The organism is Spirochaetaceae bacterium, from assembly GCA_009784515.1.
Taxonomy (GTDB): domain Bacteria; phylum Spirochaetota; class Spirochaetia; order WRBN01; family WRBN01; genus WRBN01.
In genome coordinates, this window is record WRBN01000027.1 from 1 (window position 1) to 21,162 (window position 21,162).

General features: G+C 41.3%; 18 protein-coding genes and 1 tRNA gene. 9 read left to right on the forward strand and 10 right to left on the reverse strand.

Features of this window, described 5'->3' with window-relative positions:
- The 6 genes from FWE37_04400 to FWE37_04425 form a co-directional block, all read right to left on the reverse strand.
- A partial coding sequence (locus FWE37_04400; protein ID MCL2520229.1) for a hypothetical protein occupies positions 1-336 on the reverse strand: 336 nt, incomplete at its 3' end.
- Between the two features lie 118 nt (positions 337-454).
- Entirely contained in the window at positions 455-1,798 is a 1,344-nt protein-coding gene (radA, locus tag FWE37_04405) for a DNA repair protein RadA (protein MCL2520230.1), read from the reverse strand.
- 59 nt (positions 1,799-1,857) lie between these two features.
- Positions 1,858-2,673 (reverse strand): hypothetical protein, encoded by an 816-nt coding sequence (locus FWE37_04410; GenBank protein MCL2520231.1) that lies wholly within the window; start codon positions 2,671-2,673, stop codon positions 1,858-1,860.
- The gene (locus tag FWE37_04415) at positions 2,657-3,793 is read right to left on the reverse strand and encodes an ATP-binding protein (GenBank protein MCL2520232.1); all 1,137 of its coding nucleotides are present in this window, start codon (positions 3,791-3,793) and stop codon (positions 2,657-2,659) included. Before FWE37_04415 ends, FWE37_04410 begins: the two co-directional genes overlap by 17 nt.
- Before the next feature lie 134 nt (positions 3,794-3,927).
- Positions 3,928-4,839 carry a hypothetical protein gene (locus tag FWE37_04420; protein ID MCL2520233.1) on the reverse strand — a complete coding sequence of 304 codons (912 nt, stop codon included), beginning with the start codon at positions 4,837-4,839 and terminating at the stop codon, positions 3,928-3,930.
- Between the two features lie 24 nt (positions 4,840-4,863).
- Positions 4,864-6,069: a LysM peptidoglycan-binding domain-containing protein gene (locus FWE37_04425; GenBank protein ID MCL2520234.1), complete on the reverse strand. Its 1,206-nt coding sequence runs from the start codon at positions 6,067-6,069 to the stop codon at positions 4,864-4,866.
- 163 nt (positions 6,070-6,232) lie between these two features.
- Between FWE37_04425 and FWE37_04430 the strand changes: the two genes are divergently transcribed.
- Positions 6,233-6,856, forward strand: coding sequence for a Pr6Pr family membrane protein (locus FWE37_04430; protein MCL2520235.1), 624 nt, complete (start codon positions 6,233-6,235; stop codon positions 6,854-6,856).
- A 3-nt stretch (positions 6,857-6,859) separates the two neighbouring features.
- Here FWE37_04430 and FWE37_04435 read toward each other — a convergent pair whose 3' ends face one another.
- Both FWE37_04435 and FWE37_04440 read right to left on the reverse strand, forming a co-directional pair.
- Positions 6,860-7,936, reverse strand: a complete 1,077-nt coding sequence (locus FWE37_04435) for a hypothetical protein (protein MCL2520236.1) — start codon at positions 7,934-7,936, stop codon at positions 6,860-6,862.
- A complete protein-coding gene (locus FWE37_04440) occupies positions 7,936-9,369 on the reverse strand; it encodes a hypothetical protein (protein ID MCL2520237.1) in 1,434 nt (477 codons plus the stop codon). The genes FWE37_04435 and FWE37_04440 overlap by 1 nt, the downstream gene beginning before the upstream one ends.
- A 358-nt stretch (positions 9,370-9,727) precedes the next feature.
- On the opposite strand from FWE37_04440, the gene FWE37_04445 reads away from it, so the two are divergent.
- The 3 genes from FWE37_04445 (at position 9,728) to FWE37_04455 (ending at position 11,815) form a co-directional block, all read left to right on the forward strand.
- A tRNA-Asn gene (locus FWE37_04445) sits at positions 9,728-9,801 on the forward strand.
- A 184-nt stretch (positions 9,802-9,985) separates the two neighbouring features.
- A complete protein-coding gene (locus tag FWE37_04450) occupies positions 9,986-10,723 on the forward strand; it encodes a hypothetical protein (protein MCL2520238.1) in 738 nt (245 codons plus the stop codon).
- A gap of 306 nt (positions 10,724-11,029) precedes the next feature.
- Positions 11,030-11,815 carry a GT-D fold domain-containing glycosyltransferase gene (locus FWE37_04455; GenBank protein MCL2520239.1) on the forward strand — a complete coding sequence of 262 codons (786 nt, stop codon included), beginning with the start codon at positions 11,030-11,032 and terminating at the stop codon, positions 11,813-11,815.
- Positions 11,816-11,852: 37 nt separating this feature from the next.
- Here FWE37_04455 and FWE37_04460 read toward each other — a convergent pair whose 3' ends face one another.
- Positions 11,853-12,854, reverse strand: a complete 1,002-nt coding sequence (locus FWE37_04460; protein ID MCL2520240.1) for a hypothetical protein — start codon at positions 12,852-12,854, stop codon at positions 11,853-11,855.
- A 231-nt stretch (positions 12,855-13,085) separates the two neighbouring features.
- Between FWE37_04460 and FWE37_04465 the strand changes: the two genes are divergently transcribed.
- From FWE37_04465 to FWE37_04485, 5 genes are all read left to right on the forward strand, one after another.
- Positions 13,086-14,195: a hypothetical protein gene (locus tag FWE37_04465; GenBank protein ID MCL2520241.1), complete on the forward strand. Its 1,110-nt coding sequence runs from the start codon at positions 13,086-13,088 to the stop codon at positions 14,193-14,195.
- 125 nt (positions 14,196-14,320) lie between these two features.
- The gene (locus tag FWE37_04470) at positions 14,321-15,466 is read left to right on the forward strand and encodes a hypothetical protein (GenBank protein MCL2520242.1); all 1,146 of its coding nucleotides are present in this window, start codon (positions 14,321-14,323) and stop codon (positions 15,464-15,466) included.
- Between the two features lie 86 nt (positions 15,467-15,552).
- On the forward strand, positions 15,553-17,640 hold the full coding sequence (locus FWE37_04475; protein ID MCL2520243.1) for an AAA family ATPase: 2,088 nt from the start codon (positions 15,553-15,555) through the stop codon (positions 17,638-17,640).
- A gap of 23 nt (positions 17,641-17,663) precedes the next feature.
- On the forward strand, positions 17,664-18,494 hold the full coding sequence (locus FWE37_04480) for a hypothetical protein (GenBank protein MCL2520244.1): 831 nt from the start codon (positions 17,664-17,666) through the stop codon (positions 18,492-18,494).
- Between the two features lie 148 nt (positions 18,495-18,642).
- Positions 18,643-20,307 (forward strand): putative manganese-dependent inorganic diphosphatase, encoded by a 1,665-nt coding sequence (locus FWE37_04485; GenBank protein ID MCL2520245.1) that lies wholly within the window; start codon positions 18,643-18,645, stop codon positions 20,305-20,307.
- Between the two features lie 19 nt (positions 20,308-20,326).
- On the opposite strand, the gene FWE37_04490 is transcribed toward FWE37_04485, so the two are convergent.
- Positions 20,327-20,902 (reverse strand): methyl-accepting chemotaxis protein, encoded by a 576-nt coding sequence (locus FWE37_04490; GenBank protein MCL2520246.1) that lies wholly within the window; start codon positions 20,900-20,902, stop codon positions 20,327-20,329.
- Between the last annotated feature and the right edge of the window lie 260 nt (positions 20,903-21,162).

Sequence of the window (21,162 nt, forward strand, 5' to 3'; positions counted from 1 at the left end):
TAAGTAATCAAACAAAAATCTTAAAGCTTTGCCATGCCTATTATTGTAGGCTTCTTCTAATAAAGTATAAGCTAACGCTAAATAGCCGTCTTGTTCCTCTACCGGCCTTAAATGAGTGTTCATAGCTATTTTTAAAGCTTTATCAAATTTTTTAGCGGTCTCTTCATCTTTAAGTAAATAATCAATAATGTGCTTAAGGCTTTTCCAATCGCCTCTTAAGGCGCGGTCTAAAAAGATGTGGCTGGTTAAAAAGTAGCCATCGTTTTCTTTACCGGCTGGAAAGGTGGGGTAGTTTTGCATAATAATTTTTACGGCGTGGTTTAATTGATTGGGCATAGTTAATCTCCTTAGTACACAACTTTCGGAGCTATAAAACTACACTTTAAAATTAATAATTAAAAAGTAAGAATTAATCATTGGAAGATACCGGTTATTAATTTTTAGTTTTTAATTATTAACTATTTTGTGCCACCTGCTTTAAAATGGCGCTGATGTGTTGCTCATTCACAAAACCTGCGGTTTTATCTTTCCTGCCGGGAGAAAGAAAAGTAAAGCCCAAATCGCCGGCCGTTTTAGCACGGCGGGTTTTATGGCTGGCCTCGCGCACATTACCCGATAAGGCTAGCTCGCCGGCGCTGGCAAGACCCACCGGCAAAGTTAAACCCAACCGGGCCGAATAGAGGGCTAAGGCTAAAGGTAAATCGACACCGGTTTCGGTGAGCTTGATACCGCCGGAGACGTTTACGTAAATATCTTGGTCGCTAAAACGAATACCGGCGTGGCGCTCCAGCACGGCGGCGATACGCTGCACGCGGGCGTTATCAATGCGCTCGCTGTAAACACGGGCGTTGCCTCCTTTGCCGGTTACCGTCAGGGCTTGTATCTCGTGCAAAAAAACGCGGCTGCCCTCAAAGCTAGCGGCAATGGCGCTGCCGGCGGGTAATTCATGTTTAAAACTAATAGCGGCATCTTTTAAATTGGCTTCGTGCAAGCCATCTTCGTGCATCGTAAACAGCCCTAACTCATCAACGGCGCCAAAACGGTTTTTAACGGCACGTAACAATCTTAAGTCGTTATCACCTTGCTCAAAATAAGTTACCGTATCTACCAAATGCTCGATGGCTTTGGGGCCGGCAATGGCGCCCTCTTTGGTTACATGGGCTACAATAAAACAAGCGGTGTTATAATCTTTACAAATACCAATCAGCTCGTGGCAGCAGCGGCGGATTTGCGAGGTTGTCCCAGGTATCAAGCCGGCCTCGTTGCTGTATAAAGTTTGGGCCGAATCCACAATTACCAGCGCCGGTTTAATATTGGTGATAGCTTTAAGCACCGCTTCAAGGTCGGTGGCCGAATATATCTCGATGTGGCCGCTTACTTTTAACCTATCGGCACGCATTTTAATTTGAGCCGGGCTTTCCTCGCCGCTTACATATAGTACTTTGCCAAACTTACCGTTAGCAAAATGATTGGCCACCTGTAACATTAAGGTAGATTTACCAATACCCGGCTCGCCGCCTATCAAAGTAGCCCCGCCCTGCACAATACCGCCGCCCAGCACTTGGTCGGCCTCGCTAAAGCCCGATGAATACCGGCGAAAGTTATCGGTTTTAATGGCGGCCAGCGGCGTAAGCTGCCCTTTACCTTTAAAAAATGAACTGCTGGCGGTCTCTGCCGTTTTGCTAACGCTTTCTTCGGCAAGGCTGTTCCACTCACCGCAGCCGCTGCAGCGGCCGGTCCATTGCGGCTGGTTGTGGCCGCATTCTTTACAAATAAATACCGATTTTGCTTTAGGCATAAAGTTATTTTAATGGGATTGAGGTGGTTTGTAAAGGGGGAAGATATTTAAAAAAGCTTTTACTTGCTTAAATTTTCAATAAGTTTTTGCTTATTTTCATTATTAAGATACTCCAAAATAAATAGAGGAAAAGCCGAAAGCACGGCTACCTCATTACTTTTTTGGCACATTATTTTTTGCTTATAAAATATATCTTGTTGACTATCTATAGGTTGCATTAAGGAGTTTTCTGAAAAAACAAAATTAGGATATAGCTTCATTAATTGATTAGCTCTGTTCCAATTAATTGTTAGAATATGTTGCCAATCTTGTTTGGTTAAATTTAAAATATCAGTATAACAGGATTTACAACCTATGTTCTCCTTATAGTGTTTATTATCATTTATATAAACAGTTTTATAACAATGAAACAATTTACAATTATCACAATTTTCTCCATCTTTGATAGCCTCTGCCATTGGGTAACTTATATAAAGCTTTCCTTTAAATTTATCTCCCGCTGTATCAAAAAACTCTAACATTTCTTTAACTTTTTGATTATTTTCTACTATATTAGTCTCTTTATCTTTATCATGATGATGCACATCGTGGTCAAAAAATAAATATCTATCTACAATTTGTTCATCATCTATATCTTTAAAAGATTCATCTTGCTCTTTCTTTTCTTTTAGTAAACTCAAGAGAGTTTTAAATTTATTTTCTTCTTTCCGCTTTCTTTTGTACAAATCATAGATATGAGTTTCATAACAAAACTTAATTTGCTCATTGTTAAAAATTTGTAAATTTTTATTGATTGAATCGATAATTTTCGGTTCTAGTTTCTTTCCTTCAACTACAATTAATATAAAGCTTTCTTTTTTACCACTGCCCATCAAAAAGTCCTGCCCTATACATCATCTCAACATCATCATTCTCATATATTTGCCTTTTAGTTGCATCAGTCAAAGAAATAATTTTATCGTTACGCATTAAAAAACAACAATCAGGCCTTAGTAACTTATGGGTTAAAAGGTATGTATCATGTGTCGTAACTATAACTTGGCAATTATTCTTTTTAAGTTCTTTAATCACAAATCTGGCAAGTTCCGCATGATAAAAAGCGTCAAATTCATCAATAAATATTAAACTTGGCGGATTATCTTGTTTAAAACGAAACGATTGTAACCAATAATAAAGTAAAGTCAAGGAACGCGTTCCAGAAGAAGCATTACGCATAAAAGGAATTTTATTATTCTTTCCGGCAAAAAATAATTCATTTCTACCATCAACTTGTTTTTCAGTTTTAAGGTTAAATTTAAATTCAGCTTCGTCTAAAAATTTCTTAAAATCATTAAGATGCTCATTCCTAATAATATTATCAATTAAATCATCTTCTCCATTAAAATAACCAATATAATTTCTTTCTTTAGTATCCCAAAACATAAGCATTCTATTAACGAAATTTAGAAATTTATTAAATATGTCTCTATTCTCTGAAGGGTTCAAGATAGCATTCCTTTCAACATATCTTACTAAAGAAGTTTTATTATTTTTTATACCACTACGGTTAAGATGTTCTGCCCCATCAAGTTTGATAATAATATTTTCATTTCCGTTATCATAAGAAAGAATTATATTATCATTTATACTAAGGTTTTCTGAAATCAGTATCTTGTTTTCTGTTTTACTATATTTGTAAACAACCTCGTCATTATTAAACTTAAATACGTAATTAAAACTAGCAAACTTCTCATCGCTATCAATATTAAGAAAAGCTTTGTTATTACTCTCTTCTAGCACATCTGTTCTCTTGTCTGTAATATGGCCAACAATGTTAAAAATAGCTCTACCTAAATTACTTTTCCCCACACCATTATAGCCATAAATAATAGCCTTATTTACAAAGCCATCTTTAAGACAGTCATTATTAAAGTCATAATTATGCGTTTTAGAAAAATCAAAGATAATTTCTTCTTTAAAATTTTTATAATTTTTTACAGAAAACAATTTCAGCATAATTTTTAATTACCTCATTAATTAGGTGCTATAATACAAAAACATTTAGCTTAAAATGTAATTTTTGCTATAATACCTTACGGCCATATAAAGCTTGGCTTTAAATATTTTTTAATAAATTAATATGACAACTCCTAATCCCTATCCAAAGCCATACTGGCCGCCAGTTCGCGGTCGGCCCTAAGCTGGGCAAGCAGTTCGTCATTATCGTTAGCGGCGGTAATAATAAATAATACCCGGCCGCTGCGTAAAATATCGCGCCCTTGCTGGCTAGCTAATAAACGGTTAGCATCGCTATTGCTAATAATAGCATCGCTGTGGCCGCTGCCGCTAATCCCCCGGGCCGAAATAACTAAAGGGTTATTACCCACTCGTTCACGCGGCCAAGTTAGGCTGTCTTCGTTGTAACTATGGGCCGCCGTGCCCCATTGCTGCAACAAAGGGCTGCTCACAATATGAGGGGTAAGCAAGCTTTGGCCGTTTTCGGCAAAGATACTCGGCAGTAAACTGGGGCGCAGGTACTCCAGCAAGTTGTTATCATCACGCACCAGCAGCGGTAAAGCGGCGTAAATGACTAACCCTGTGTAATTAAAAGGGGTAGTGCTGGGCATAATATTGGGCGGCAAATAACCGTTACCTTGCAAAGTTACATTGGCCGTAATACTCTCAAAAGGCAGGCTGTAAGCTACCCTTAAACTGCGCATATCGGCGGTAAAAACGGCATAATTTTTACTGGCCGTTCGTGCTATTTCATTAAGATTAAAATTGACATTACCGCTGCGCGGCAGGGCTAAAGTTAAGCCGCCCCAGCTATCAAAGGGTAAGCTTTGTAAATTTTCGGCGATTAAGCTTACTTTAAGCCTATCAATTAAGGCCTCGCCGCTTTGCCTAGCGGCCGGCATACGGCTCACCTCGACACCGGTAGTTAAATAAAAGGTAACGGTACGCTCTTGCCAATCGATAACCCGCTCGATGGTAACAGGGCTTTGCGGGCTGGTCCAGCCGGCTAAAAAAATAAAGATGAGGGCTAATAATTTTACTTTCATAACTATACTTTAATAACGGCATTTTTAGAGAGGAACTAAAAGCCTTGTGCCCGGCCGCAAAACATTTTCGGCCTCTAAGTTATTAAGATAGGCTAAATCGCTTACCCGTAACCCAAAGCGCAGCGAGATACGCCATAAATTTTCGCCTTGCTGTACAATATGATAACCGTTAAGGACTACATTTTTCTTAGGGGCAACCACTAAGGCATCTACATTTACCCGCCCGTTAAGGTGCGGGTTGTAAAGTAATAATTCGCGTAAATTTAAGCCAAAGCTACGCGCCACCAAACGCAGGCTGTCGCCGGGGGTAAGCCGGTGGATATGGTAAAAAACAGGCTGCTGCCCATGCTCTAAAGCTTCTTCTATCATCGCTAATCTTAAGCCGGCTAATTGGGCCGTTGGGGCCTTTAAAAGATAACGGCTGGCATGCGCCGGCGGTAAATAGGCCGAATTTAAGCCATAATTATTGGCCATAAGTTCGTCTAAATTTATGCCCGCTCGCTCGGCAATGTTGGCTAAGCTTAAACCGGGCTCGGCCGGAATGCCGGCCAGCCATTGATAGCTGCGCAAAGCCGGAACGGTACCGGCTTTGCGTTCGCGTTCGGCCACATAACTTATCGCCAAAAGGCGCGGCACATAGTGCATGGTTTCGGCCGGCAGCAGCTCGTAATCGAGCATATTCCAAAAAGTAGGGCTAATCCCCAGCTCGGCACAGGCCTCTATAGCAGCGCGTACCCGGCCAATACCGCCGTTATAGGCGGCGATAGCCAGTAAAATATCACCAAATAAGCGATATTCGTCGCTTATCTTTTGCAGAGCGGCTTCGGTGGCTAAATAAAAATCGCGCCGGTCGTCGCGGTAGTTATCCATCACAAGGCCGTAAACGGCGGCGGCTCCCTCGATAAACTGCCACAAGCCTACCGCTCCCGAATGCGAGACGGCATCGGCCCTGAAGCTCGATTCTATTAAAGGTAAATAAATGAGTTGCGCCGGTAAACCGTAGTGGGTAAGCCTAGCGCTAATATGGCTAATGTACCCTTCGGCACGGGCTAAAGTGCGGCTAAGCTGCACCAATTCGTGCGGCTGGCTGTAATGCTCGATGTAATTAAGCACCAGTTGATGGTTAGAAAGGGGCAGCTGCCTAAGCGGCCGCATTACTCTGCTTTGGCCATAAACCGGCGCTAAAGTTAAAGCTGTTAATAAAATCGGCCACAGCCAGTTTTTCTTCACTTTACTATTATAGCAAAGTTATTAATTATTGGCAAGGCAGGGCGGTGTATAAGCGCCGGCCATTTAGATTAAGTTACTCATTGACAAATAAGCTAAGCAGTGTTAAAATAGCTGACGAGTGAAATAAAAAGAATGATTATACAAAATATAAGGAGGCTAAGCTATGCCTACTCCCTTTAAATTAAAAACAGATAAAAATTTTATCCATAAACTTTATTTATTAATCAGTACCGTTATTATTACTTTAGGGGTAATTATTGGCCTTACTCAAGACGGCGGCTTTAATTACTTATCACTTAGGTACTTTACCTATCAAAGTAACATTTTAGTGATGATTGCTTTTAGTTTAGCTTTAATTTTTTACAGCCATAAAAAATTTACTCCAGTTCGTCCTTATTTAATTTTTGCTTCGTTATTGGCCATTACCATAACCGGTTTAATTTACAACTTAGTTTTGGTACCGCTGGCCGGTAACCAGCCCATTATCTCCGGCTTTGCTAACTTTTCCACCCACTTTTTAGCGATGGTGTTGGTGCTGGCTAATTATTTTATTTTTGAAGAAAAAGGCCGGTTTAAATTTAAGCATTTATTAATCGCTCTTATTTTCCCGCTGGTTTATTGGTTAATTTTTACCAATATCGGCAGTAAAATTAATTTTTACCCCTACTTTTTTATGGATATACCCTCAGTTGGTCTAGCGATGGCTTTGGTGTGGCTGGCTATTTTTTTAGCCTCGTTTATTATTTTAGGGTTAGCTTTACTCACCTTTGATAAAAAACAGTCTTAAAAATTATACTAAAGCCAAAGCCGTTAAATAAGCGCTGCCTAAATATTTGCTAAAATTAAAACTGCTTACTATCTGCCGGGCCAATTTGTCTTCGCCGAGTAATTTTAAGGCGGCGATAAGCAGATAAAGCTGCTCCGGCTTTAACAAGCTCATCACATCGGCATTTTGGCAATGGGTTAGCAGTTGTTCGGCGGCATTATTACCGGTTATATCAGCTAAAATCAGTAAAGCGGCCTGCTCAAAATTAACATAATTAAAATAAAAATTGTTACGTAAACTGTAAAGTTTGCTCGACTTAACCATTAACTCTGGTTCGTTTAAAAAATTAAAAAAATGACCGTAATGCTTTAAAGCCCAAAAAATAAGCACATGCACCGCCTCATATTCTCCTTCTTCGGTCTTTAAATAAAGGCGGGCGTTATCATCTAGGTGGCTTAAAAGCCGCCAAAAACTGGTAACAATAAATTCTTTTTGGTTAAGTAAATAATCGTTACCCCATAATTCACTGTAGGTAGCTAGAGCAATTATTAGCCACAAACTTTCTTGCAGGCTATTTTTTTGTTTAATAAGGTAGCTTAAGCTAACTGTAAACCGGGCCTCTATATTAAACGGCCGGTATTGATAATTTAAGTTTTTATTAAAAAATTCTTTGCTAAAAAATTTGCCGGCCGCCAACATAAACGGCGGCAACGAACCGGCTTTAGGCCGGTGTTTGGTAGCTAAATGATGAAAGACAAGCTCTTGATAATTAAAAAAGAAAGTTTGATGAGCCGCTAACTGGTAGTTAGTTAAATTATTTGCTTTATAAGGACTAATTCTATAAGGCAAACAATGATAAATAAAGATAGATACCTTAGTTACTTCACCCTCAATTAATAATTCATCAAAACCGTAGTAACCTATAATTTGCCCGCTGCGTTCTGTGTTCCCGGCGGTAACTACTTGCTCGCTATCACCGGCGATAAAGTGCAGCTTTAACGGGCTATAACTCACCAAACGCACCCCGCCGTAAATAAGATTGCTTAATTTAAAGCGGTTGGCAGTTATTTCCTCTGCTTTAATATCGGTTAAGTAATTCATTAAAGTTTATCCAGTAACATACTGCACCGGCCGCTGGGTATGGGCAGGGTTTTTTTCTTTTTGTCTAATAAATTAATGGTAAAATAATAAAGTTTTTCGCTTTCCAGCCGTATTTCCCAGTTACTGCGGGCGTTTTTAACGGCAATAATCGAAATAATATTCCGTTTGAGCGATAAATTTTCAATCCCCATTAGTTCTAGGATAGAAACCACCCAGTCCACCGTTTTGCGCGGCAAGCTAATACACAGCCCCACGATATTTTCTATCATCGTGGTAATGGTAATTAAAGCCACCATAACTAAATAGTCGCGCCGGTTAATATTAACGCCATCGTGCAGCATAATAGCTTGGCCATCTTTTAAAGGCTGATAAGCCTGCCAAAGCGCCCCTTTATATTCGCCTTCGGTATGGTAAGTACCCAAAATAAAATACAAATGTCTAATGGCAATTTCGCGGGCAAAGTCGTGTTTTTCGGTTTTGCCCAGTCCTTTTATCACCATATAGGTAAGCTCCGGGTGCACACTGCCGTTGTAGCAGCCGCCAAGTTCATCAAAACCTTCTTCGTTTAAAGCTAAAGTAGGAAAGGGATTAGCCGCTCCAAACACCTCTTTATCGTGCAAGTAATTAATAAATAAGTCGCTGTTTTCTTTACTGGGCAGCTCGGCAATTAAACTCCAGTAAGCCGCCAAAGTTTTTACTTTAATTTGCTGACCGTTACTATCTAGGTCATAATAAAAATGATTATCGCTATCCCACATTAAACTATTAATTTTAGTTTTTAACATAAAATAGCGTTTTTTATAAGTAAAAGCTACCTCTTTATCGTTAAGTATATCGCCCAGCTGCGCCATATAAAGGGCAAAAATGGCCATTTGGCAGTTATAATCAATAAAAAAATGGCCGCCGCTCCGGGCCGAACTGGCCATACCTGTGGCCTCCAGCGGGACGGCGTAAAGGCCGAAATCTTCGTTAAAAGCTATGCTGTCAATAAAGGCAAAATAACGCTCTAAAATAGGTAAAATTTCTTTAATGCGTTTTTTATTACCGGTTTTATGGTATAAATCAAACTCGCTCCACGCAAAAAGCGGTGGCAAAATCCCTTCGGGGTTGCCGGCAGTTAAAAGGGGCTGGCCATCACTTAAATTGTAACGGCCGCGTATCGCCCCGTTTTCTTCTTGTTTTTTGTAAAAATTATCGAGGGTAGAGTTAGCTTGGTAGATACGGTTAGAGTAAACTAAGTAAAATACCGAATAACAAGCCTCTAGCTGGTTTAAAGTTACGGCGTGCGGTGTACTAAAAAAAAGCGATTCGAAGCCATTTTGCTCGTTACCTTTTAGCCAGCAATCGTCTATAATATTCCAGCTGCGCACATAAATATCGACGAAATCTTGGTTATAATAATGAACTTTTGGTACATTTTTTTTTAAATTTATCATTAATTTTTAACAAGCACGCTGTAAAATTGTTGCTTGCTTTTACTCCTTTAAGGCCTTTTGCCTAGCTTAGGCCGCATTTTTACTTACCTGTATATTTAGTATAACAAATTATTTAAAACTTTATCATTTAAAAGCAGTAAAAAATTAACTTTTCACCTTTAATTAGCTAAACAAATAATAAGCTATTTATGAGCAAGCCTGCTACTATTATTATACTGCCTAATTTATCGACACAATTTTTAATAAAATTTATTATTAACAAAAATAAGCCGGCCGTCAGGGGCCGCTAAAAAAGTTAGTTAAAGCACTTGACTTTTTTTTAAGGGTAAGCTACAATCGTTAAAGATTAAATTATTCCTCCTTAGCTCAGTTGGTTAGAGCATTTGACTGTTAATCAAAGGGTCGTTGGTTCAAGTCCAACAGGGGGAGCTAAGAGCGTAAGCTTGGTGGTTGTGGCTCTTTTGTTTTTTTGTTTTTCATAATTTTTTTCTTACTTTTGGCTTTGTATTTTAAAATGTGGTACAAAGCCAATCTTTTATTATCTAAACTCTTTGTCCGCAAGCTCGGCAGTCCCATTAAAGATACAAGGCCGCCCGCCCGATATAACAATAAGATGAAAGGTTTTTGCTTAGTAATTATTTTAATAGCTACAGCCGGTACGCTCGCCACCCAAAGCTGGCAAGGGAATACCGGCGAAACTACTTGGACCAACCAATATATTTTTGTGTACGAAGATGCCAACCCGCAGCGCTGGGGGCATTCTTTAAACCGGGTAAACCCGCACCACCTCGAGATTTTTGATTTTGGCTTGGGCCGGATTATCGATTTAACCGAAGAAAACGGCTTTTTAACCAGCGTTACCTTAAACGCCGCCGTTAAAGAACAGTTAGATAGTTTACTGGCGCAAAACCCCTCTATCACTATTGATGGCCGTAATTTACGGCTGATTACTGCCACTGCTACCAATCCGCATATTGTCCAGCCGTTTTATGTTTACCAAGAGCGCGAACGCGGTATCTTTATTGGTTTTACCTTAGAGCCGGCGCCGGAGGAAATGATAGCCTCTATCTTACAATTTTATGCCCGCGAGCCGCGTATCGGCCAAATTGTCGCCGATTATTACCGCACCAACTATGTTATTAGGGTTGTTATTGTTAATACCATTCATAGCCGTAGTACGCAACCTACCATCTACGATTTTATGGCTAACGCTACCTTGCTGGGCGATGATTTTCAGCAGTGGTTTGGCCTTTACGATGGCCTTAACTACTTAGGCAGCCTTGCGGCCTTTTACGAAGAGCGGCGCGGTTTTGCCATTTTAACCAATCAATATCCGGATAGCGTTAGATAGGTAAAAAAACGGAAGTGAAAACTGAAAGTTAATAATTAATAACACTCAAAATATACCCTTTCACCTTACTCTCTCCATCTTATTAATACTATTTAAAGTGAAGGCTTTATAAACCCATTGTTTTTATTTGTAAAATATTGATACACAACATTTTAGTTGTCTAAAATTGTTATAATAGAAAAATGTAAAAATTTACAGAAAATATACTTGACATTTTGCTAAATTGTATTAGAATTAGACACGTAACTATTCATTTTAGAGACTAAATAGTAGGTTGCTTATAAAAAGATAGTTACCAAAATTGATATGAAAAGTATATTAAAAAAGATACGTTATGCTTTTAATGAGCCGTTAATGCATGAGCTTAATGTAATTAAAAGTTTACAGCGGGTTTCGCTTGCGCCCAAAACATTAAGTTGGCTTGATACCGTTAACGCTCTTATTAACGGAAAATCGGTTGCAAGATACGGTGATGGAGAGCTTGACCTTTGCTTGGGGTTAGATTATTCCTTTGGGAAAGCCCATACAGATTTAACGCAAAAGTTAAGGCATATTTTAAAGTTTGGGCCGCATGAAAATCCAAATTGTTTAATTTGTTTGCCAGCGGACAATTTAGTAACCCCCGATACTGTTTTTTGGAATAAATGGAGCGATAAAAATTTTAGTAAAATATTGCCATTATTAGACCTATCCTCTTTGTACGGAGATACAAATATATCACGCAGGGGTGGCGAGGCACAGGTAATGCTGCTTTGCAAGATATGGAGTAATAAAAAAGTTGTCTTTGTTACCTCTAAGGAAGGCAGGCACATAGATGAGCCTAGATTATTTGATAATATTGCCGAAAAAGCTTTTATTGCTATACCGCCGCTCGAGGCATGGCTAGAATATGATACGATTTTGGCCCAATGCAAACACTTTGATAAAGATTGGATTTTTTATATTGCCGGCGGCGCTTTGGCTACCGTATTAGCTTACGATTTATCTATGTGCGGCTATCAAGCCTTAGATTTAGGACATTTAGTAAATTGTTTTCAACAAGAAATGGATAATACTTTAAAACCCGAACACCTGCCAAAGGTTAAAAACTAAAGATGAGTAAATGCCTCTTGTTCTTTTGGGCAGGTAATTAACGATTAATTATTGTTATAATTTTACGGTATACCGACAAAAAAGTGTAAGCATCAAGTGTGTCTAAACTCACAAAAAATTGATTATTTTTTAACTCAAATTCTTTGCTGTTAATATTAAATTGATAGGGCAATAATTTTTCGCGATACATAGTATAGTTATGAATTTTTACAGGCAGGCCTAAAGCTGCTCCGTATTTATTTTGTAAAGCTTCTAATTCATTAAGGTTATAACGCGGCAAGGCATATAACCCGCTGCCAATCTCTTTATCGCCTCGTTTTTCAATTAACAAAAGCTGTTGCTTTGGGTCGTAAAAAACAGCCGTTAAAGCGCTTAAAGCGGTAACTTCTTTTTGTTTACGCGGCGGAATAACTTTGGTAAGTCCTTTTTGGTAAGCTAAACAACTTTCATTTAAAGGGCATTCGGGGCATAAAGGTTTTTGGGCTTTGCATACCAGCTGCCCTAAGCGTAATAAAGCATGGTTTATAATATACCCACCGTATTGTTTAAAGCCTTCACTTAGGCCGGCTTGCCAGCTTTTTTCATCATCTAAATTTATCGTTTCTTTAGCTAAGTAGCGCATAAGAATGCGTTTAATATTGGCATCAACGGCCAGTACCGGTAAGTTATGAATACGCGCCAGCAAAGCTTTAGCGGTGTAAGGCCCGAGTCCCGGTAAAGCCAAAAGTTCTTTCTCGTTAGCAGGCCAAGCTTTATTGCCGATAAGGCAGGCGGTTTTATATAAATTACGGGCGCGGCTATAGTAACCTAACCCCTCCCAAGCCCGCAGCACCGCAGCCTCGCCGGCGGCAATAAGCGCCTCGATGGTAGGAAATTGCTTCAGCCACAAAGCAAAACGTTTGCTCACGGTGGCCACCGTAGTTTGCTGGCACATTACCTCCAGCAGCCAAATTTGGTAACCGTCGCGGATTAAGCCTTCTGTCTCCCACGCTAAAGGCGGCGAGGCGCTAAACCAAGCTATAAGTTTATCGGTGTTCATGAAGCTTAGTTTAGCGCATTGAAGCTCATTGTTAAAGAGCTTTAGGAACCACTAAAGGCGCAAAAAATCAAGTTCTTTATTTCGTGCTTTTTGTGCGGTTCGTGGTTATCGCTTTTTACCGGCTAATAGCCAGTAAAAATTGGCTTGCTAATAGCCGATAAGTAACCTTTTTTTAAAGCTAAGAGAGAGGAGGATACAAATATTAACAATTTACTAAAGATGGGAGGATTTATGACTTTAAAGCGTTTAGGGTTAAGTTTATTGGTATTAACTTTATTAGCTTTGGCGGCCTGTAACAGGAGCGGTGGTAGTGGCAGTAATAATGGCAACGGTAACGGCACGGTAACTGTACCGCCGGTCCACTGGGATTTGCCCAGCGAAGAAGCTATTATAGCGGCGGTGGAGCAATTAGGCGGCCATAATGTGATTATTGATACGTATAACATTAACGGCAGCGATATTAGCCAAGTGAGCACGGCTATGGGTGATACCGAAATTGAGGTAATTGTATTTTTCGATTTTGCCGGCCCCGTTACACAGGTAAACTTAGAGGCGCAAAGGGCTATTGTACAGTTATTTACCGATTTTAACAATGTAGCGGTAACGGCTATAGGTAATGTTGTTGGTGTTAATCTTGTGCCGGTGCAGCATCTTTTACCTACAAGGCAAGAAATTTTAAATATTATAAGCAGTTTAATTAACGGCGACAATAATATAGACGTAAACAACCTTATTTACACTGCCGATGATTCCTTGGTTAATGACGGTGATGCAGCCCTGTCTACCGCCGAAATTAGAATAACGGTAACCTACTACGTGAACGGCCCGACGACAGATGTGAATATGGAGGTAAAAAGCGCCGTTGTGGGTTTATTTACCAACTTTTACAATGTAGCGGTAACGGCCGTTGGCCACGATATTTCGGTGCGTAAAATGGATACCTTTTTGGCCCGTAATGCCGGCCCCAGAGTAGGTGTGAGGTACAATACCATGAGCAGCAGCGCTCTGGGTTGGCTGCGCGGCCACCCTAGCGGTAACGGACGCTGGATAACCAGCGATATTGCCAACGAGTTTATGCGCTATGGGGTAACCATCAACAGTTATCAGCGTATTTATATTTTAATGTTTTTAGATTCTACCACCATTAGAGAGTACGAGTTTGCCACCAGCAATATGGGTAATTACGGCGCCATCTTGCCTGTAACCGCGCGCGATTTTAATTGGAGCGGCAGTAATTTTGTTTTTATAGAGGGCAGCGAAGTAAGCGGGATTCCTCCCGGCGATGCTTTACGGCAGATAGAAGAGCTTTATTTAGAGGTAGTATTTCCTACCAGAAATTAAGTAACTTTATTTAAGTAAAAGGCTAGTGTACAGCTAGCTTTTTGCTTGCTATAAGCCGGCCTTAAACAGCTTGCTTATAATTTATAAGGGGTTTTATTTTAATAATTAATTAGGGAGACTTAGTAATGAGTACAAATACGATAAAACGTTTAGGGTTAGTTTTAGTAACGCTTACTTTGCTGGCTTTTGGGGCGTGCAGTAACCGCTCTAGCCGGGGCGGCAGCGGCGGGAATGGCGGGGGGAGCGGTAATGGGAGTGGCAGCACAACGGCGCCGCCGATAACTTTTGCTTTACCGGCCTCGCAAGATATTATAGATGCCATCGATAATTTAGGGGCCGATTTTGTTAATGTTACTGCTTATACCGTTAATGGGGCTGCCGTTGCAGCTGGAGATATGGCCTTGCCAACGGCTCCTATTACGGTAGCGGTAAGTTATCACTTTGATAGTAACGTGCAGGCCATCGCTAATGCCGATGCGCGCGAGGCTGTTGTTGCTTTATTTACCAGCTTTAACAATGTGGCTGTAACGGTTGTTGGCAACGATGCCGGCGCTGCCGTTTTACCGCCGGGGACCAGCTTTGCCTTGCCTAGCCAGCCGGCTATTACCAGTGCGGTAACCAATTTGGGCGGCGCTAATGTGGTTATCAGCGCTTATACCGTTGATGGAGCAGTTGCCGGCAGCTCGGCTAACTACAATGCCCAAATTGTTTTAACGGTAAATTTTGATTTTCCCGGCCCTACTACGCAGGTAAACCTTGCGGCACAGGCCGCTTTGGAGCAGCTGTTTACCGGCGCCGTAACTTTTATTGATGTAACGGTAACGGCGTTGGGCCGTGATAGTTTGGTGTTGGGCTTAGGCAATATGCCGCAAACTTCGGGACCGCGTCCAGATATTAACTATAGCGCTATGCCCGATAGCGCCGTGCATTGGGTGGCCGGTTATCCCGGCGGTGATGGTGCATGGTTGGCCCGGGGGACCTTTGCCGCCCAATTTATGCGTTATGGCGGCCAAGTTGGTACTAATTATAAATTTTATATTATGATGTTTACCTCTTCCACCACCGTAAGAGAATACGAATTTACCACCGGTAACTGGGGGAACTATAATAATGTGCAGCCTGTAACCAGCCGCGATTTTACGTGGACACCGGTAAGTAATGCCTTTACGATGATAGCCGGCAGCGAAGTTACCGGCATAACGCCGGCCGATGCTTTAGCCCAAATTAGTTATCTTTATTTGCATGTGGTGCAGCCTACTATTGCAAGGTAAGGGGTTAAATAAAAGCCGGCTTTACCGCCGGCTTTTTTATTATCTATGCAGGCTAACTTAATAACTGCCGATAAATAGGGTAAATTATGAATTTATTTACCGCCGCCGGCAGCCATCAGCCTTTAGCCCATCGCTTGCGCCCGCAAAACCTTGACGAATTTATTGGCCAAGAGGCCATTGTGGGCGAGGGCAGGTTATTACGGCGCGCCATTAAGGCCGACCAGCTAAGTAACCTCATCTTTTACGGGCCGCCGGGCAGCGGCAAAACCACCTTAGCCCAAATTATTGCCGCCACCACTAAAAGTAAGTTTATCAGTTTAAATGCTGTGCTGGCGGGGGTTAAAGAGTTAAGGGCCGCCATCGATGAAGCTACCCAGCAAAGCCAGCTTTACAGCCGTAAAACTATTTTATTTATTGATGAAGTGCACCGCTGGAACAAAAGCCAGCAAGATGCCCTGCTGCCGCACACCGAAAACGGTACCATCATTTTAATTGGGGCTACCACCGAGAATCCTTTTTTCGAGGTAAACCGGGCCTTAGTAAGCCGCAGCCGTATTTTTAGGCTTAAACATTTAACCGATGACGATTTACTTAAAGCGGCTCATTTTGCTTTAAGTAATAAAGAGCGCGGTTACGGTCATTACGTTATCAATTTTGAAGACGGGGCTTTAGAGCATTTAGTTAAAGTAGCCGCCGGCGATTGCCGCCTGTTTTATAATGCTCTCGAGCTAGCGGTAGAGACTACACCAAACAGCTTTCCGCCGCCGGCCGGCGACGTTATTACCATTACTTTACAAGTGGCCGAAGAGTCGATTCAAAAAAAAGCTCTCCTATACGATAAAGATGGTGATTATCATTTTGATAATATTTCGGCCTTTATTAAAAGTATCCGTGGCAGCGACCCCGATGCCGTACTGTACTGGCTGGCGCGTATGGTAGCCAGCGGTGAAGATATAGATTATTTATGGCGGCGTATGTACATTAGCGCCAGCGAAGATATTGGGCTGGCTAACCCGCAAGCGGCCGGTATTGTGGTGAGTTTGGCCGAAAGTTATCATCGTTTAGGCTTGCCGGAAGGGCAATTTGCGCTGGCACAGGCGGCATTATATTTGGCTACCTCCGCTAAAAGTAACAGCGTTTTAGCTTACTTTGATGCCTTAAAGGCCGTAGAAGAAGAAAAAACCGCCGAAGTACCGGGCCACCTGCGTGATAACAGCCGCGATAGCGAGCTGGGTGATGGCAAAGGATATAAATATCCGCATGCTTATCACGGCCATTGGGTGGCGCAAGATTATTTACCGGCCGGCTTAAAAGGGCGGCTTTTTTACCGGCCCAGCGAAGAAGGTTACGAGGCCACCATCAAAGAACAAGTGCTGGCTCGGCGCGAACTGCAACTGGCCATTATTAACGATGACGAAGCCGAAATACTTAGTTTTACTCCAGCTGCCTTAAGCAAACAAACCAGCGGGTGGCTTAAACGCAGCGAAGAGCAACAAGGGGAAAATCTTAATTATTTACGGGCTAAAATTTTTGAATCCTTAAAGCCGCAACGCCATAGCACCCTTTTAATAGCCGGCGATAAAAGCGGTTTTTTAATTAACGAGGCCTTGCGCCAATGCCCGGAAGGTAAAATAACGGCCTTAGCGGCTAACCAAAGCGAGCAAGAGCAGCTAAGTTGGAACTATGTAGGCTTGCCGCCGCTTAACCAGCCCGAATTGGCACTCACTTTGCCGCCCCAGCAAACATACGATTTAGCTTTAATCTATTTACCTAAAGATTTAGAAATAATTAAGCAGGCAGCTAAAGTTAGTTTAAGCGGTTTAGTTTTATTAGCCGGCGTAGGTACGTTGCTTAGCCGGCTGCTGCCGGCTAATTTAGCCGCCAAATTTGCCGCAGCCGAAGCTTTGCTTTATGCCAACAGACAAGAAAGTTATTACGAAAAATATTTTAATAATTTAAAATTAAACTTTATCTTAAATAAGCTGGAACTAAACGAAGAGCTAACTTTAACTAACCACTTGGTAGAAAAGTGGTTTAAAGAAGGCAGCCCTTTAGCCGAAGCTTTAAAAACGGCGGGATTAAGTAACGATGAATTTACCGTAACTAAAGAACTATTAGTAAATAAGACGGTGCACTGGCAGCGCCTATTTTATACAGTTTTATTTAAGGAGTAATAATTATTTTAAACGAATCGTTAGTGGTGGCTTTGCGGCTTAAATCGTACAGCCATAATTTTGAAAACTTAATCCCAAAGCTAAAGAATTGTAAAGTTTTTTATCGTAAAAAAAGTAAGCAGCCATTTAATAATCCCTCCTCATCAGAGGTAAATAAACTTATTGCTATTTTTACCGGTTACGAGAGCCATAATAGTAAATATGCTTTAGCCGCCCCGCAAAGCGAGGAAATTGCTTTACAGGCAGAGCCGCTTTTAAAAGTATTAGAACAAGTTAAGGCCCACGATTTAAGCCGGGAACTTTATATTATAAGTAAAAATTATAACAATCAATTTGGGTTTTATCTAAACAACACGTTAATTAAAGTTTTAGCCAAATATAATTATGCCTTAAATTTTAAATGCCGCTGGAGGAAAGCGGCCGTCCCTCTAAGAGCCGAAAAATTTAGAATTTGTTTACGCATTTTAGCAGAAACCGATTTTAAAGAGCAAATTCCGGCGTTAGATGGTTATGCGGTTACCTACCGTGCTAAAGATGAGGAGATTATCCGCACCAAACAAGATGGCGCCGTTATCAAGACAGGCCGAAAAATGGAAAATAGTTTATTACTAATAGATGATATATATTCTTGCATGGTTATGGACGAGGAAACGAACCATATAATTATAAATAAAATAACGGCCCTGATAAAAACTTTAGCGGTTATTAAAGCCGAAGGGTTATGGCACGAATTTTATATGGGTTGCGGTAATGTTTATAGCCGGCAATTAAATCTTTTTTTTAACACCGAACTTATAAAAATTTTAGCCGCATATAATTATGACCTATCGATGTATTGCCTTAAGCAACTATAAATAAATGAATTAAAATTTTTTATCTTTTAAGTATTAATTTTCACCTTTCACCTTTCACCTTTCACCTTTCACCTTTCACCTTTCACCTTTCAGTTCTCAACTTTTTAGTTGACAATAACGCGGCGGTCATTTATACTTAATAAGTAAAATGGGTATTTATAAAGAAAAACGCACTTACGTGATAGGCCATGTTAATCCCGATGCCGATTCTATCGTGTCGGCGTATGCGTATGCTTATTTAAAACAGGCGCTGGGTAATCCTAATTGTAAAGCGGTAAGGGCCGGCAGCGCTAATGCCCAAACCGAGTTTATTTTCGAGAAATTTGGCGTGCCTTTGCCGCGCTTACTACCCGATTTAATCCCTAAAGTTAAACACTACGCCGAAGCGGCCGATACAACTATCGGCAGTAACGCCAGTTTGTGGGAGGCTTTGCAGCTAATGACGGCTAACAGCTTAGATTTACTGCCGGTAATCAACGCTAAAGGGCATTATCAGGCTTTACTTTATTACGAAAGTTTTGCCCATTATATTTTAAACAAAGCTAACCCGCAGCGGCAAGCTACCGTGCATAGCAGTATTAATTTAATGTGCCAAACCATTAAGGGGCAAGAACTAACCAAATACAATGCCGCCAGTTTTGAAGAATTTGCCATTTTAGTGGGGGCCGATTATACCGCTACTTTAAAAGAGGCCATTTGCAGTTTAAACCCGGCTAACTTGGTGGTACTTATTGGTGATAGGTTTGATTTACAACGCTTTATCATCGAAAAAAAAGTAAGGCTGCTCATTATTACCGGCGGTTTTTTGTTAAGCCCCGAGCTGTGCCGGCTGGCCCAGCAAAACGAGGTGTCGGTGCTGGTAAGCCCTTACGACAGCACTACCACCAGTATGATGTTAATGTACAGTGCGCCGGTGCTTGATGCGGCCGATGTGATAGAAAGTGTGGGTGTAGATTTGCCTTTAAAAAAGGCTAAAACTAAAATACTAGCGGCTAAACCGCGCGCCCTGCCAGTGGTTGATGACGATAGCCAAACCCTGTGCGGCATTATTAGCGAAAGTGATTTAATGAAAGAGCCCAAAGTTAATGTTATTTTGGTAGACCATAACGAGCTGGCCCAGAGTATTGAGGGCATAGAAAATTACAAAATTCTCGAGGTGATAGACCATCACAAACTTGGCCTCTTTAAAACCGATGAGCCTATCACCTTTGTAACACGGGTGGTGGGTAGTACCAGCAGTTTAATTGCCGAACAATTTAGGGCGCAAAAAGCGCCTATCCCTAAAGAGTTAGCCGGCCTGTTGTTAGGCGGTATTATTAGCGATACTATCGGCCTAAAAAGTGTAACGACCACCGATTTTGACCACAAAATAGCCCACGAGCTGGCTACCATTGCTCATATTAACTTTGAGCAGTTAGCGGCCGAGATAGCTAAAGCCAGCGATAACATAAGCGGTAAAAACCCGCACGATTTAATTGTGATGGACCAAAAAATTTACGAACGCGGCGGCAAAAAATATTTAATTAGCCAAATAGAAACCACCAATGTGGGCGGCTTTACCAAAGAACGGGCCACTTTTTTAACGGAACTTAGGCGGCAATTAACCGAGCAAAATGCTTACTTTGCCTGCCTAATGCTTACCGATTTAAGCAAACTTTCCAGCTACTTATTTATAGAGGGCGACAGCGATTTTATTGCCAAACTGCCTTACCCTAAGCACGAAGAAAATTTATATTTTATGAAAGGAGTGCTTAGCCGCAAAAAGCAGCTTATCCCCTTATTTAGCGAAATATTTAATGCAGTGGATAATTAATTAATAATTGTAAAAATTCTTAATTTTTAATTTTGAAAAAAGCCATTTCTTGTTTAAGTTTAGCGGCTTGGGTGTTTAACTGTTCGGCGCTGCCGGCCAGTTCTTCACTGCTGGCGGCATTACTTTGAGTTATGCTATCCAGCTGGGCCATAGCTTTTTCTATTTGTTTAATGCCGGCGCTTTGCTGATGGCCAGACTCGGCTATTTCTTGGATAAGCTGAGTGGTGGCTTGTATTTGCGGTACAATATTATTAATTAATTGGCCGGCCGTTTCGGCAATGTTTAAGCTGTCTTGAGAGAGCACACTAATTTGGGCGGCGCTAACGGCGCTGCGTTCGGCCAATTTGCGTACCTCGCCGGCCACCACAGCAAAACCGCGCCCGGCATCACCGGCCCGGGCGGCCTCGATGGCGGCATTAAGGGCCAGCAAATTGGTTTGGCCGGCAATATCCTCGATAATGCTAATTTTTTCGGCAATACTTTGCATAGCGGTAACAGTTTTACTAACGGCTAGGCCGCCTTCTTGGGCATTTTTAGCGGCTTCTTCGGCAAATTTTTCGGTGCGGTCGGCGCTTTCGGCGGCTTTAACTATCATGCTGCCCATTTCTTCGATGCTAGCGCTAATCTGCTCGGCATTGGCGGCTTGCTCGCTGCTGCCGGCCGATAGCCGGTTACCGGTTTGTTCTATCTCGGTCGCCGCACCGCTGACAATTTCGGTGGCTTGTTGGGTGCCTGTTAGGTAGTGTTCCTGCTATCTAAAGTATGCTATAATGATAGTATGAAAATAACAGACGAGCAATATGAAAAGATAAGAAAGCTAATGCCAACGCAGCACGGAAATGTAAAAATAGATAA

Bases quoted from the DNA above. Each gene is read 5' to 3' on its own strand.
- FWE37_04490 (MCL2520246.1), bottom strand. From the start codon at position 20,902: ATGATAGTTAAAGCCGCCGAAAGCGCCGACCGCACCGAAAAATTTGCC.
- FWE37_04475 (MCL2520243.1), top strand. From the start codon at position 15,553: ATGAATTTATTTACCGCCGCCGGCAGCCATCAGCCTTTAGCCCATCGC.
- FWE37_04430 (MCL2520235.1), top strand. From the start codon at position 6,233: ATGCCTACTCCCTTTAAATTAAAAACAGATAAAAATTTTATCCATAAA.
- FWE37_04435 (MCL2520236.1), bottom strand. From the start codon at position 7,936: ATGAATTACTTAACCGATATTAAAGCAGAGGAAATAACTGCCAACCGC.
- FWE37_04470 (MCL2520242.1), top strand. From the start codon at position 14,321: ATGAGTACAAATACGATAAAACGTTTAGGGTTAGTTTTAGTAACGCTT.
- FWE37_04455 (MCL2520239.1), top strand. From the start codon at position 11,030: ATGAAAAGTATATTAAAAAAGATACGTTATGCTTTTAATGAGCCGTTA.
- FWE37_04465 (MCL2520241.1), top strand. From the start codon at position 13,086: ATGACTTTAAAGCGTTTAGGGTTAAGTTTATTGGTATTAACTTTATTA.
- FWE37_04450 (MCL2520238.1), top strand. From the start codon at position 9,986: ATGAAAGGTTTTTGCTTAGTAATTATTTTAATAGCTACAGCCGGTACG.
- FWE37_04460 (MCL2520240.1), bottom strand. From the start codon at position 12,854: ATGAACACCGATAAACTTATAGCTTGGTTTAGCGCCTCGCCGCCTTTA.
- FWE37_04415 (MCL2520232.1), bottom strand. From the start codon at position 3,793: ATGCTGAAATTGTTTTCTGTAAAAAATTATAAAAATTTTAAAGAAGAA.
- FWE37_04420 (MCL2520233.1), bottom strand. From the start codon at position 4,839: ATGAAAGTAAAATTATTAGCCCTCATCTTTATTTTTTTAGCCGGCTGG.
- radA (MCL2520230.1), bottom strand. From the start codon at position 1,798: ATGCCTAAAGCAAAATCGGTATTTATTTGTAAAGAATGCGGCCACAAC.
- FWE37_04485 (MCL2520245.1), top strand. From the start codon at position 18,643: ATGGGTATTTATAAAGAAAAACGCACTTACGTGATAGGCCATGTTAAT.